This is a genomic window from Aeromonas sp. 25-248 (assembly GCF_053005425.1).
Genome location: NZ_JBRKTB010000003.1, coordinates 170855 through 185041, shown reverse-complemented (window position 1 = coordinate 185041; position 14187 = coordinate 170855). Strand labels below are relative to the sequence as shown.

The following is a 14187-nucleotide window of genomic DNA, read 5'->3' as shown; positions in this document are numbered from 1 at the left end:
GAGGATATGGGATGGATTGAGGGGAGGGATCTGGTATCGCCTGCCAGATAGGCAAGCCGGACCGGGCCTTGGCGGACATAAAAAAAACCGGCCATGGAGGCCGGTTTTGCTGTGTGAGCTGAACCTGAGGCTAGCGCAGCACCACGTGTTGGAAGCCCTGCACCAGGCTGATGACGGGCTGGGGGTAGATGCCGAGCAATACCACCAGAATGGCGGAGAGCAGCACCACCAGGCCCCCGGAGGAGAAGGCCCAGTCGGCCCTGGCATCGCGCAGTTGCATGCCGGGTTCACGCAGGTAGAGGGTGACCATGACCCGCAGGTAGTAGTAGAGCCCCAGGGCACTGCCGAGCACGATGGCGCCACTGAGCCACCACAGCTTGGCATCGACGGTGACGCCGATGAGGTAGAACTTGCCGATGAAGCCCAGCGTCATGGGGATACCCGCGAGGGAGAGCATCATCACCGTCATCACCGCCGTCAGATAGGGGCGCTTCCAGAACAGACCGCGATAACTGTGCAGGGAGTCCGCATCCTTGCCGCGATAGGGGCTGGACATCATGCTGATGACGCCGAAGGCCCCCAGGCTGGTGAACAGGTACATCAGCAGGTAGACACCCGCCGCTTCCACCGGCATCTCGCCGAGGCGGCTTGCCACCACCACTGCCAGCAGATAGCCGAAGTGGGAGATGGAGGAGTAACCCATCATCCGCTTGATGTTGGTCTGGATCAGCGCCAGGAGGTTGCCGACCACGATGGAGATGACTGCCATGGCCGCCAGCAGCCAGTGGATCATGGGATCCGAGGTGGCGGGTACCGCCAGGTAGAAGCGCAGCAGCACGCAGAACACGGCGATCTTGCTCACGGTGGCGAGGAAGGTGGCCACCGGTGCCGGCGCCCCTTCATAGACGTCCGGGGTCCAGAGGTGGAAGGGGGCGAGGGACAGCTTGAACGCAAAGCCGACCAGCATCAGGCCAAAGCCCCCCATCAGCAGCGGATGGTGAGCCGGGCTCTGGGCCAGGGTCACACCGAGATCGCTGAAGCTCAGGCTTCCGGCCTGGGCGTAGAGCAGTGCCATGCCGAACAGCAGGAAGGCGGTGGCACTGGCGGAGAGCACCATGTACTTGATGCTGGCTTCCAGCGAGTGCCGCTCGCGATAGGCATACCCCACCAGACCGAACATGGGCAGGGTCAGCATCTCGATCCCGATGAAGAGCGAGGCGAGGTGACGGGAGGCCGCCAGCACCAGACCACCTGCGGTGGCGATGAGCAGCAGCAGGTAGAACTCTTCCCGGTTGTCCGGATAGCCCTTGAGCCAGGTGCGACCGAAGGTACAGGTGGCCAGGGCCCCGATGAGCACCAGCCCCATGTAGAAGACCGCGTAAGCGTCCACTTGCAGCAGGGGAGTGACCCCCTGATCCCCCTGGGCCATCACGATGGGCAGGGAGAAGAGCGCGAGGTTGAGGCCGATGATGGTGACCACGAAGGCGGTGTCGTCACAGCGCTTCCAGGCGATGGCCAGCATCAGGGCCACCATGGCCCCCGTGGTCAGCAACAGGGGCAGCAGGGCCAGCAGTTGAGAAACAGTAAACGTCATGACAGTGCTCCCGACATGGACAAGGAAGGCGAAAGAGAAAGCATCATTGCAGCGCCCCCGTGCCCGGCAGCGCGTACCAGTGCAGCACGCTCAGGAGGCTGCTGCTGGCGGTGTCGAGCACCGGCTGGGGATAGAGACCGAGCAGTACCAAGAGGCCGGCGATGGTCAGCATCATGGTCAGTTCCCGGGTATCCAGCCCCTTGAGCATGCTCTCCTCCCGGGGCGTCCCGAAGCAGGCCCGTTGCAGCATGATGAGGGAGTAGACCGAGGCCAGCACCAGCCCGAAGGTGGCGATGACGGTGATAACGGGGGCCACCTGGAAGCTGCCGATGAGGATCAGGAACTCGCCGACGAAGTTGCCGGTCCCCGGCATCCCGAGGGATGCGACGGAGAAGAACAGCATCACGCCGGGCAGGTAGCGCAGCCGTCCCCAGAGACCGCCCATCTGGCGCAGATCCCGGGTGTGCAGGCGCTCGTAGAGCTGACCGCACAGGATGAAGAGGCCGGCGGCCGAGAGCCCGTGGGCAATCATCTGTACCACTGCCCCTTGCAGGGCGAGCTCGCTGCCGGAGTAAATGGCGATCATCACGAAACCCATGTGGGAGATGCTGGTGTAGGCAACCAGCCGCTTGATGTCGGTCTGGGCAAAGGCCAGCAGGGCGCCATAGACGATGCCGATGAGGCCGAGCACCATGGCGTAGGGGGCAAACTCGGCGGACGCCTCGGGGAAAAGCGGCAGAGTGAAGCGCAGCAGGCCGTAGGCCGCGGTTTTCAGCAAGATGCCCGCGAGATCCACGGAGCCTGCGGTGGGCGCCTGGCTGTGGGCATCAGGGAGCCAGCCATGGAGCGGCACCAGGGGCATCTTGACCGCGAAGGCGATGAAGAAGCCCAGCATCAGCAGCCACTGTACCGTGCTGCTCATGGGGGTGTTGAGCAGTTCCTGATAGTTGAAGGTGAAGACACCGGTGGCGGCGTGGTGGGTCAGTACCAGGCCCAGGATGGCCACCAGCATGATGAGGCCGCTCGCCTGGGTGTAGATGAAGAACTTGGTGGCGGCGTTGATGCGCGACTTGCCATCGGTGACCGAGTGGCCCCAGAGCGCGATCAGGAAGTACATCGGCACCAGCATCATCTCCCAGAAGAAGAAGAAGAGGAACAGATCCACCGCCATGAAGACGCCGAGCACGCCCCCCAGGATCCACAGCAGGTTGAGGTGGAAGAAGCCGATGCGCTGGACGATCTCCTTCCAGGAACAGAGGATGGCCAGCACGCCGATGAAGCTGGTGAGGATCACCATCAGGAGCGACAGCCCGTCCACAGCGAGGTGCAGGGAGATGCCGAAGCGGGGGATCCAGGGTTGTTGCCACTCGGCTGCCCAGACGGGGAGGCCGGGGTTGGCGAGGGTGAAGTCACCACCGAGCCAGATGGCGCTGGAGAGCACCAGACAGGCGCTCATGGAGGCGAGGGCCACCCAGCGGACAAACTGTCCGCCGAGCCGCTCCATCTGCCAGCAGAGCAAGCCGCCGATGAAGGGAATTAGCAAGATCCAGAGTAAGGTCACGATATCAGCTCTCATCTAGGTTCTAGTCGGGCAGGCGCTGAGCCTGCCACACAATATTGGGCTCATGGATCAGCCGAGCAGCAGCAGGGCCAGGATCAGGGCGGCGCCCATCCCCATGGAGGCTGCGTACCAGCGCAACTTGCCGGAGACGGTCCAGGCCAGCAGCTGATGCCCCCCCTGGGCCAGCACGGCGGGCAGGTTCATCATCCTGTCCAGCGGATCCTTGCCGAGCAGGCGAGTCGCCAGCAGGTAGGGTTTGACCCAAATCAGGTCATAAAGCCAGTCAAAGCCCCAGGCATTGAACCAGAGGGTGGACAGAGCCCGCCCCGGTGCACTCTCGGCGATCCCCTTCGCCAGGCGACGTTCGCCGAGGAAGAGGAAGGCGGCCAGCGCAATGCCTGCCACGGCGATGACGCCGGAGAGGATCTCGAGGCCATGGCGTCCCTCTTCGATGTGATCCCCGGGGCCTGCCGGCAGTACTCCGGCGAGCGGCGGCACGATGAGGGCGCCGACGCCGGTGGAGAGCACCAGCAGCACCAGCAGTGGCAGATGGTGGGCAAGGCCCTGTCCGGCGTGAGCCTGGGTCTGCTCCTTGCCGTGGAAGGCGATGAAGATGAGGCGGAAGGTGTAGAGGGAGGTCAGGAAAGCCCCCCCCAGACCGGCCCACAGCAGGGCGCTCTGGCCACTGGCCTGCACCTGCCAGAGGATGGCGTCCTTACTGTAGAAACCGGCGGTCACCAGCGGCAGCGCGGCCAGGGCCGAGCCCCCCACCAGGAAGCAGGCGTAGACCAGCGGCAGGCGATGCCGCAGACCTCCCATCTTGAAGATGTTCTGCTCGTGGTGGGTCGCGATTATGACGGCCCCGGCGGAGAGGAACAGCAGCGCCTTGAAGAAGGCGTGGGTCATCAGGTGGAAGATGGCCCCTTCCCAGGCACCGACCCCCAGGGCCAGGAACATGTAGCCAATCTGGCTCATGGTGGAGTAGGCCAGGATCCGCTTGATGTCGGTCTGTACCAGGGCGGCGAAGCCCGCCAGTACCAAGGTAATGGCACCAACCAGCGCCACCAGATGGAGGATCTCCGGTGCCAGCAGGAAGAGGCCGTGGGTGCGGGCGATGAGATAGACACCAGCGGTCACCATGGTGGCCGCGTGGATCAGCGCCGAGACCGGGGTCGGGCCCGCCATGGCGTCCGCCAGCCAGGTCTGCAGCGGCAGCTGGGCGGATTTGCCGACCGCGCCGCCGAGCAGCATCAGGCAGGCGAACGACAGGGCAGGGGAGCCTTCTGCGAACATCGCGGGGGCGCGCACCAGCAGCTCGTGAATGTTGAGGGTGCCGAGCTCGCGATAGAGCACGAAGAGCCCGATGGCGAGGAAGACGTCGCCGACCCGGGTCACCACGAACGCCTTGAGGGCGGCGGCGCCGTTGTTGCGATCCTTGTAGTAGAAGCCGATCAGCAGGTAGCTGCACAGCCCCACTCCTTCCCAGCCCAGATAGACGAACAGCAGGTCATCGGCCAGCACCAGGAACAGCATGCTGGCGATGAAGAGGTTGGTGTAGGTGAAGAAGCGTGAATACCCCTCTTCCCCACGCATGTACCAGGAGGCGAACAGGTGGATGAAGAAGCCCACCCCGGTCACGACCCCCAGCATGGTCAGTGACAGCCCGTCCAGGGAGAGACGGAAGGCGGGCTGGAACTCGCCCACCGTCATCCACTGCCACAGGGTCTGGGTATAGACGCCGCCTTCCGGCATGGTATTGAGAAAATCGATGCCGACCCACAGGGTAGTGAGGGCCGAGAGACCGATGCTGCCGACACCGATGAGCGCCGAGGTGCGCTCGCCGAGGCGGCCGAGGGAGAAGGCCAGCAGCAGCCATCCCAGCAGCGGGAACAGGAAAGTCAGATATAGGAGGCTCATCCGCGCATCTCGCTCACAGTGTCCACGTTCAGGGTGTGGTAACGACGATAGAGCAGCAGTAACAGGGCGAGGCCGATACTGGCCTCCGCTGCCGCCAGAGAAATCACCAGTATGTACATGATCTGGCCGTCGGCCTGGGCCCAGCGGCTACCCGCCACCACGAATGCCAGGGCGGACGCGTTCATCATGATTTCGATACTCATGAGGATAAACAACAGGTTGCGGCGTATCAGCAGGCCGCACAGGCCGATGGCAAACAAAATGGCCGCCAGCAGGAGGCCGTGCTCCATGGGAATTCCACTCATCGCCATGCTCCTTGTGCTTGCTGGATGGAAAGGGGGCGGGCTGCCGGCAGCAGGCCATGCCTCACCACGGGGATGTCGCTCATTGCTGACCTCCTTCCTGTGTGGTGCGAGGCACGGAGAGCACTTCCCCGCTCTTGTCCTCGCGGCCCAGGTGATAGGCGGTGACCAGACCCGCCAGCAGCAGGATGGAGGCGAGCTCCACCGCCAGCACATAGGGGCCGAACAGGGCGATACCGACTTCCTTGGCGCTGACCTCGGTCAGACCCAGTTCACCGCCGGTCACGCCGAGAATGCCGTGGGCCAGAAAGCCCAGCAAAATGAGGGAGAGCAGGGCCGGGCCACCCCAGGTCATGGGGGTGAGCCACTTCTTCTCCTGATCCTGGGCGCTCCCCAGGTTCAGCATCATCACCACGAACACGAACAGCACCATGATGGCGCCGGCGTAGACGATCACCTGCAGGGCCCCCGCAAAGGCGGCGCCCAGGCAGAAAAAGATCATGGCCACGGCGATGAGGGAGATGATGAGATTGAGCAGCGCATGCATGGGGTTGCTGGTGCTGATCACCCGCAGCGTGCTGTAAACGGCGACCAGGGCCGCGGCATAGAATGCCAGTTCCATGATTGACTCCTAGGGCAGCAGGCTCTTGACATCGATGGGCTTGGCTTCGTTCTCGGCATCCCCTTTGGGTTTGCCGTCGATGGCCATCCCGCTCATGCGGTAGAAGTTGTAGTCCGGGTATTTGCCGGGGCCGCTTATCAGCAGATCTTCCTTCTCGTACACCAGATCCTGGCGACGATACTCCCCCATCTCGAAATCCGGCGTCAGCTGGATGGCGGTGGTGGGGCAGGCCTCCTCGCACAGGCCGCAGAAGATGCAGCGGGAGAAGTTGATGCGAAAGAACTCCGGGTACCAGCGGCCATCTTCCCGCTCCGACTTCTGCAAGGAGATGCAACCGACCGGGCAGGCGACCGCACACAGGTTGCAAGCCACGCAGCGCTCGTCGCCGTCAGGATCCCGGGTCAGTACGATGCGACCGCGAAAACGGGGGGCGGCGTAGACCGGCTGCTCCGGGTAGCTCAGGGTTTCACGGGGGCGCCAGGCATGGGAGAAGACCATCCCAAGACTGCGCAACTGGGTGCCAACACCCTTGATAATGCTCGTAATTTTCATAGGTGCCTCACTGCACATTTATCAGCACTGGCGTCTGGGCGTTTCCTTGCCGCAGACGGCCGAATCATCGTCATGTCCATCTCGTTTTGCTCACGCATTCATCAGCACCACGGCAGCGGTGACCAGCATGTTGAGCAGGGTCAGGGGCAGGCACACTTTCCAGCCAAAGGACATCACCTGGTCGAAGCGCGGGCGGGGCAGGGAGGCCCGCAGCAGGATGAAGAACACCATGAAACAGGCGGTCTTCAGGGCGAACCAGATGAAGGGCGGCAGCCAGGGGCCGTGCCAGCCACCGAAGAAGAGGGTCACGATGAGGGAAGAGATCAGCACGATGCCGATGTACTCCCCCACGAAGAAGAGACCCCACTTCATGCCCGCGTACTCGATGTGATAGCCGTCGGCGAGCTCCTGCTCGGCCTCCGGCTGGTCAAACGGGTGGCGGTGGGTGACGGCGACCCCGGCAAACAGGAAGGTGACGAAGCCCAGGATCTGGGGGATCACGTTCCACATGCCGGCCTGGGCCTCGACGATGTCACGCAGGTTGAAGCTGCCTGTCTGGATGACGATGCCCATGAGCGAGAGGCCAAGGAACACCTCGTAGGAGAGGGTCTGGGCCGAGGCGCGCAGGCTGCCGAGCAGGGAGTACTTGTTGTTGCTCGACCAGCCGGCGAACAGCACGGCATAGACCGCCAGCCCGGCGATCGCCAGGATATAGAGCAGCCCCACGTTGAGATCCGCCACGCCCCAGGTGGGGGTGATGGGCACCACCGCAAACGCCAGGATGAAGGCGGTGAAGGCGATGATGGGGGCCAGCACGAAGATCCGGCGATCCGCAAAGGGCGGGATCCAGTCCTCCTTGAAGAACATCTTGACCATGTCGGCCGCCAGTTGCAGCAGGCCGAAGGGGCCAACCCGGTTGGGGCCGTAACGGTCCTGCCACAGTGCCAGCAGGCGGCGCTCAATGAAGCTCATGAAGGCGCCAGCCCCCACGATCCCCACGAGCACGACCAGGGCCTTGCCGACCTCGATCAGCAGATCCATCAGAGAGTCGCTCATGCGATGACCTCCTGCAGGTTATCGATCAGGGCGTGGTGCAGGGCGGTCGGCAGGCCGTTCACCCCGAGTGGCAACCCTGCCAGACCCGGAGCCAGCGCATCGCTCAGGCGCAGACGCAGACGCCAGTGGTTGCCACCCCAGGAGAAGGCCACCAGTGCGTCAGGGGACAGTGCCAGGCGCGCGGCATCCGCCGGGTTCAGTACCAGGGTGGGTTCCCCCATGCGAGCCTGGATGACCGGGCTTCTGGCGGAGAGCTCCTCGCCCCCGAACAGCTGGTCATAACTCACCACCTGGAGGGAGGCGGTGGGCTGGAAGGGGACCGGGATGGCGCCAAACCAGCCCAGGTTGCCTTCGCCCGGCTCCAGCAGGCGGCGACCGGGATCCCCGGCACGCAGGTTGCCACCCACCTCGTCCTGGAACTTGTTCCAGGCGGAGGGGGAGTTCCAGCCCGGCGCCCAGGCAAACGGTACCTGGGAGAGGGGCTGGCGGGCACCGGCGTAGCCTTCCATGGAGAAGGCGAACGGCGAATCGGGATCCTGGGCGACTCTGGGCTCGCTCACGTTCTGGTTCGCCAGCATGGAGGTGCGACCACTGTAGCGGTGCGGCTCCCGGGCGAGCTTCATGCCGCGAATGCGCAGGCCGGCGTTGGGTGCAGCTTCACCCATGGTGGTGAGCAGCGGAGCGCTGGCGGCGCAATCGCGACTCACATCGTCGAAGGTGTTCCAGCGAACCGGACGCGGTTGCTGGCTCCCTTGCAGGGCATCCAGCCAGCGCCAGCTTTCGCGCACCTGGATATCGGCGTTGTAGAAGGCGGGAGCATAGACCTGGAAGAAGCGCTGGGCGCGGCCTTCCATGTTGACCAGGGTGCCATCGCCTTCGGCAAAACTGGCGGCAGGCAGCACCAGATCCGCCTTCTTCGCGGTGGCCGTCTCCTGATGGTCGATGACCAGCAGGTGTTGCAGGCGATCCAGGGCGGCGTCCACCCGGCTGCGGGGGGCTCGGCGGTAGAGGTCGTTCTCAAGAATGACCAGGGCAAGCCTCTCTTCCCCTTCCATGCGCTCGAGGGCTGCCTCCAGCGGGGCGGCATGCCGGGCCAGCATGGCCAGTCCCAGGCTGTTGGCTTCCTGAGCCACCAGGGCAAGCTCCGCGGCCTGGCCACGGCCCTTGAGGGCGCGGGCGATGTTGCTGGCCGCTTCGATCAGCGCCTCGTTGCGGGCACCATTGCCTGCGATGATGAGGGGCTTTTTGGCGTTGCCAAGCAGGTCTGCCCATTGGGCGGCGAGGGCCTGCTGTTCGGGGGAGAGAGCCGTTGGCGCCGGTGCACTGGCGTCCAGCAGATGAGCGATGGCAAACCCGAGGCGCGCCTGATCCGCGTGGGGGGCGTGCAGGGTGCTGCTCGCCACGTCATCCAGGCGGGTGGCATCCAGACTGGTGATGAGCAAGGGGTAGCGCTGGTTCTGGGCCAGGGTCTGCACGGCAGCGACCTGCCAGAGATCCACCTTCAGCTTGCGGGCAATGTCGCGCCCCTTGCCTTTCACCGCCTGGCGCAGGGCCAGGGCGATGCGGGCGGCGGTCTGGGTGACATCTTCCCCGAGCACCAGCACGGCGTCGGCCTCTTCCATGTCGCGCAGGCTGGGAGTGCGCACGCCGCCGTGCTCCAGAATGTCCAGCATCTTCTGCAGGCATTTCCATTCGCTCTGCTCGACCCCGGAGTAGAAGTTGGCGGCCCCCACCAGTTCGCGCAGGGCGAAGTTGCTCTCCAAGGAGGCGCGGGGTGAGCCGATGCCGATGACGCCGCTGGCGGTGCGCAGCGCATCCGCGGCCCGGTTCAGGGCACCATCCACCGTGATGGCCAGCCTGTCACTGCCATCCTGCAGCAGGGGCTGGCGCGGGCGGTCGGTCAGATTGACGTGACCGTAGCCGAAGCGGCCGCGATCGCAGAGGAAATAGTGGTTCAGGGCGCCGTGGAAACGGTTCTCGATGCGGCGCAGCTCGCCGTAGCGCTCACCCGGGCTGATGTTGCAGCCGACCGAGCACCCCTGGCAGATGCTGGGGGCGAACTGCATGTCCCACTTGCGGTTGTAACGCTCGGAGTGGGTCTTGTCGGTGAAGACGCCGGTGGGACAGACCTCCACCAGGTTGCCGGAGAATTCGCTCTCCAGGGTGCCATCCTCGACCCGGCCGAAGTAGACGTTGTCGTGGGCGCCATAGACCCCGAGATCCTCGCCACCGGCGTAATCCTTGTAATAGCGCACGCAGCGGTAGCAGGCGATGCAGCGGTTCATCTCGTGGTTGATGAAGGGACCCAGATCCTGATTCTGGTGGGTGCGCTTGGTGAAACGGTAGCGGCGGCTGTTGTGGCCCGTCATCACCGTCATGTCCTGCAGGTGGCAGGCGCCACCCTCTTCGCACACCGGGCAGTCGTGGGGGTGGTTGGTCATCTGCCACTCCACCACCGTCTTGCGAAACTCCTTCGCCTCTTCATCCTCGATGGAGATATAGGTGCCATCGGTGGAGGGGGTCATGCAGGACATGACCAGGCGGCCGCGCTTGTCGTCGGCATTCTGATACTGTTTGACCGCGCACTGGCGGCAGGCACCGACGCTACCCAGCGCCGGGTGCCAGCAAAAATAGGGGACGTCCAGACCCAGCGACAGACAGGCTTGCAGCAGGTTGTCTGCCCCGTCTACCTCGTACTCTTTACCGTCTACATGAATGGTTGCCATACAACTTCCCTGAAACCTGTTTTATGAAATCGGCTATTGCCCGATGCGTCCTGGCGCTTACCAGCGCTCGCCCAGCAGGTTGGGCTGGATACCCTTGAACAGCTTGTGATTGTCATGGGGGGCCTTGACCCCGGCCTCGAACTCGGACCGGAAATACTTCATCGCACTGCCAAGGGGCTCGACGGCGCCGGGGGCATGGGCACAGAAGGTCTTGCCCGGGCCCAGGAAACTGACGAGTTGTTCCAGGGTCGCGAGATCCTCGGGTTGGCCCTCGCCCCGCTCCAGCGCCCGCAGGATCTTGACGCTCCAGGGCAGGCCGTCGCGGCAGGGGGTGCACCAGCCGCAGGATTCGCGGGCAAAGAACTCCTCCATGTTGCGCAGCAGGGAGACCATGTTGATGCTGTCATCCACCGCCATGGCAAGACCCGTACCCATGCGGGTGCCCACCTTGCCGATGCCGCCTGCATACATCTGGGCATCCAGGTGCTCGGGCAGCAGGAAGCCGGTGCCGGCGCCGCCCGGTTGCCAGGTTTTCAGGCGATAGCCGGGCTTCATGCCGCCTGCGTACTCCTCGAACAGCGCGCGGGCGGTGATGCCAAAGGGCAGCTCCCACAGGCCGGGATTGTTGACCTTGCCGGAAAAGCCCATCAGCTTGGTGCCGTGATCTTCCGAACCCGGCAGTGCCAGCCCCTGATACCAGGCCACACCGTTGCCGATGATGGCGGGGACGTTGCACAGGGTTTCGACGTTGTTGACGCAGGTCGGCTTGCCCCAGACGCCGGAGACGGCGGGGAAGGGGGGTTTGGCCCGCGGGTTGGCGCGCCGTCCTTCCAGGGAGTTGATGAGGGCCGTCTCTTCGCCGCAGATGTAGCGACCTGCGCCGGTGTGGACGAACAGCTCGAAGTCAAAGCCCGAGCCCAGGATGTTCTTGCCAAGGAACCCCGCGGCCTTGGCCTCTTCCACGGCGCGGCGCAGGTGGATGGCGGCATCCACGTACTCGCCGCGCAGGAAGATGTAGCCGCGATAGGCCTTGAGAGCACGTGCACTGATGATCATCCCCTCGATCAGCAGGTGGGGCAGCTGCTCCATCAGCATGCGGTCTTTGTAGGTATTGGGCTCCATCTCGTCGGCGTTGCAGAGCAAGTAACGGATGTTCATGCTCTCGTCTTTGGGCATCAGTCCCCACTTCACGCCGGTGGAGAAACCGGCGCCACCGCGTCCCTTGAGGCCGGCATCCTTGACGGTGCTGACGATGTCATCCGGGCTCATCTGGCCAAGGGCCTTGCGGGCGGCCTCATAGCCCTGTTTTGCCTGATACTCTTCGAGCCACACCGGCTGGCCATCGTCCCGCAGGCGCCAGGTGAGAGGGTGAGTCTCGGCGGTGCGGGGGATGCGATTGGCGGTGCCGAGGGAGGCAAGCGTCTTGCCTGGCTGAATGCTCATGGGTAAGCCTCCAGGGTTTTCAGCAGGCTGACGGCATCGAGTCCGCCATAGGTATCGTCATCGATCATGATGGCCGGCCCCTTGTCGCAGTTGCCAAGGCAGCAGACGGGCAACAGGGTGAAGCGGCCATCCGGGGAGGTCTGACCGGGGGCCAGATTGACGACCTCTTTCAGACCGGCAAGCAACTGCTCGTGGCCGTTGATGTAGCAGACCATGCTGTCGCAGACGCGGATGATGTGACGACCCACCGGCTGGCGGAAGATCTGGCTGTAGAAGGTGGCGACCCCTTCCACGTCGCTGGCGGGGATGCCGAGCTCGGCGCCGATGGCGTGAATGGCGCCGTCAGGCACCCAGCCACGGGCCTGTTGCACTATCTTGAGCGCTTCGATGCTGGCTGCACGGGGATCTTCGTAGTGGTGTTTCTCGTGTTCGATGGCATCGCGCTCAGCCTGGCTCAGGACGAAATCTCCCTGCTGGCTGCTGCATGCCCCTTGCCCTTGTGGGGTCTGGTTATTGTGACACTGACATTGGCTCATGACTTGACCTTTTGTGGCTTGTCCCTTTACTGCGCGTCTTGCCCTTCGCCCCGGCTGCCGGGGCGAGAGGACTCAACGATCCACATCTGACATAACGAAATCGATACTGCCCAGGTAGACGATAAGATCCGACACCATCTGGCCGCGGATCACCGAGGGGATCTGCTGCAGGTGAGCAAAGCTCGGGGTGCGGATCCGGGTCCGGTAGCTCATGGTGGATCCGTCGCTGGTCAGGTAATAGCTGTTGACTCCCTTGGTCGCCTCTATCATCTGGAAGGACTCGGCGGCCGGCATGACAGGCCCCCAGGAGACTTGCAGGAAGTGGGTGATCAGGGTTTCGATGTCCTGCAGGGTGCGCTCTTTGGGCGGTGGCGTGGTGAGCGGATGATCCGCCTTGAAGGGGCCCTCAGGCATGTTTTTCATGCACTGCTCGATAATGGACAGGCTCTGGCGGATCTCCTCGATGCGCACGGTGGCGCGGTCGTAGGCGTCCCCGTTGCTACCCACCGGCACCTCGAACTCGAACTGATCGTAACCGGAATAGGGGCGCCATTTGCGCACGTCAAAGTTGAGCCCCGTGGCCCGCAGACCGCCCCCCGTGGTGCCCCAGGCCAGGGCCTGGGCCGTGTTGTAGGCGGCGACGCCGATGGTGCGGCCCCGCAGTATGCTGTTGCGCATAGCCGCCTTTTCATACTCCATCAACCGCTTGGGCAGCCAGCTCAACAGGTTGTCCTGGATGAGGCGGGTCCAGCCGGCAGGCAGATCGTGGGCCACGCCGCCGATGCGGAACCAGGCCGGGTGCATGCGGGCCCCGGTGATGGCCTCGATGATGGTGTAGATCTTCTGGCGGTCCGTGAAGGTGAAGAAGACCGGGGTCATGGCCCCCACGTCCTGAATGTAGGTGCCAAGGAACAGCAGGTGGCTCTGGATGCGGAACAGCTCCGCCATCATCACCCGGATCATATCGACCCGCGCCGGCACCTTGATGCCGGCCAGCTTCTCGACCGCCAGTACATAGGGCAGGTTGTTCATCACGCCGCCCAGGTATTCGACCCGGTCGGTGTAGGGGATGTAGCTGTGCCAGGACTGGCGCTCGCCCATCTTCTCGGCGCCGCGGTGGTGATAGCCGATGTCGGGCACGCAGTCGCGGATCTCTTCTCCGTCGAGTTGCAGCACCAGGCGGAAGGCGCCGTGGGCGGAGGGGTGGTTCGGCCCGAGGTTCAGGAACATGTAGTCCTCGTTCTCGTTGCCGCGGGCCATGCCCCACTCTTCCGGCTTGAACAGCAGGTTGTCCTGCTCCTGATCCTGCTTGACCGCATCGAGCATGAAGGGATCAAACTCGGTGGCGCGCGCCGGGTAGTCCTTGCGCAAGGGGTGCCCTTGCCAGCTCTTGGGCATCATGATGCGGGTCAGATGGGGGTGGCCATCGAAGGTGATCCCCATCAGATCCCACACTTCCCGCTCGTACCAGTTGGCGTTGGGGAAGTGGCGGCTGACGGTGGGCAGATGGAGATCACTCTCCTTGAGCGCCACCTTCAGCATCACGTCGGCGTTACGGTCGATGGAGATGAGGTGATAGAAGACGGTAAAGTCGCTCTCCGGCAGGCCGTGGCGATGGCTGCGCATCCGTTCGTCGGTGGCGCTGAGATCGAACAGCATCACGAAGGGGGAGGGCAGCTTTTGCAAGAAGCCCATCACGTCCAGCAGCAGATCCCGGGAGAGCCAGATGACCGGCACGCCGGTACGGGTGCTCTGCACGGTGAAGCGCTCGGCACCGAAGTAGGCGAACAGCTCGCCGACCACCTGGGCATCGGCGTGATCGGCGGTTTGCCACTGGGCCATGGTGTAATTGCTTGGGAATTCTCGAGTCAGTTTCAT

Annotated in this window: 11 protein-coding genes; all 11 read right to left on the bottom strand. The window is 64.0% G+C overall.

Going from position 1 to position 14187, the window contains the following annotated elements; all coding sequences use genetic code 11:
- Positions 1 to 130: 130 nt before the first annotated feature.
- Positions 131 to 1594, bottom strand: coding sequence for an NADH-quinone oxidoreductase subunit NuoN (gene nuoN / locus ACVDHI_RS07295; RefSeq protein WP_039038715.1), 1464 nt, complete (start codon positions 1592 to 1594; stop codon positions 131 to 133).
- Between the two features lie 43 nt (positions 1595 to 1637).
- Positions 1638 to 3155 (bottom strand): NADH-quinone oxidoreductase subunit M, encoded by a 1518-nt coding sequence (nuoM, locus tag ACVDHI_RS07290; RefSeq protein WP_010675038.1) that lies wholly within the window; start codon positions 3153 to 3155, stop codon positions 1638 to 1640.
- A gap of 69 nt (positions 3156 to 3224) precedes the next feature.
- Positions 3225 to 5072, bottom strand: a complete 1848-nt coding sequence (nuoL, locus tag ACVDHI_RS07285) for an NADH-quinone oxidoreductase subunit L (RefSeq protein ID WP_201926024.1) — start codon at positions 5070 to 5072, stop codon at positions 3225 to 3227.
- Positions 5069 to 5377 (bottom strand): NADH-quinone oxidoreductase subunit NuoK, encoded by a 309-nt coding sequence (gene nuoK / locus ACVDHI_RS07280; protein ID WP_010675036.1) that lies wholly within the window; start codon positions 5375 to 5377, stop codon positions 5069 to 5071. Before nuoK ends, nuoL begins: the two co-directional genes overlap by 4 nt.
- A gap of 79 nt (positions 5378 to 5456) precedes the next feature.
- On the bottom strand, positions 5457 to 5996 hold the full coding sequence (gene nuoJ / locus ACVDHI_RS07275; protein WP_010675035.1) for an NADH-quinone oxidoreductase subunit J: 540 nt from the start codon (positions 5994 to 5996) through the stop codon (positions 5457 to 5459).
- A 9-nt stretch (positions 5997 to 6005) separates the two neighbouring features.
- Positions 6006 to 6548: an NADH-quinone oxidoreductase subunit NuoI gene (gene nuoI, locus ACVDHI_RS07270; RefSeq protein WP_010675034.1), complete on the bottom strand. Its 543-nt coding sequence runs from the start codon at positions 6546 to 6548 to the stop codon at positions 6006 to 6008.
- 90 nt (positions 6549 to 6638) lie between these two features.
- Positions 6639 to 7604, bottom strand: a complete 966-nt coding sequence (gene nuoH, locus ACVDHI_RS07265; protein WP_010675033.1) for an NADH-quinone oxidoreductase subunit NuoH — start codon at positions 7602 to 7604, stop codon at positions 6639 to 6641.
- Positions 7601 to 10330 carry an NADH-quinone oxidoreductase subunit NuoG gene (gene nuoG / locus ACVDHI_RS07260; RefSeq protein ID WP_324061929.1) on the bottom strand — a complete coding sequence of 910 codons (2730 nt, stop codon included), beginning with the start codon at positions 10328 to 10330 and terminating at the stop codon, positions 7601 to 7603. The genes nuoH and nuoG overlap by 4 nt, the downstream gene beginning before the upstream one ends.
- A gap of 57 nt (positions 10331 to 10387) precedes the next feature.
- Positions 10388 to 11773: an NADH-quinone oxidoreductase subunit NuoF gene (gene nuoF, locus ACVDHI_RS07255; RefSeq protein WP_324061927.1), complete on the bottom strand. Its 1386-nt coding sequence runs from the start codon at positions 11771 to 11773 to the stop codon at positions 10388 to 10390.
- Positions 11770 to 12309 (bottom strand): NADH-quinone oxidoreductase subunit NuoE, encoded by a 540-nt coding sequence (gene nuoE / locus ACVDHI_RS07250; RefSeq protein ID WP_010675030.1) that lies wholly within the window; start codon positions 12307 to 12309, stop codon positions 11770 to 11772. The genes nuoF and nuoE overlap by 4 nt, the downstream gene beginning before the upstream one ends.
- A gap of 72 nt (positions 12310 to 12381) precedes the next feature.
- Positions 12382 to 14187: an NADH-quinone oxidoreductase subunit C/D gene (nuoC, locus tag ACVDHI_RS07245; RefSeq protein WP_410488116.1), complete on the bottom strand. Its 1806-nt coding sequence runs from the start codon at positions 14185 to 14187 to the stop codon at positions 12382 to 12384.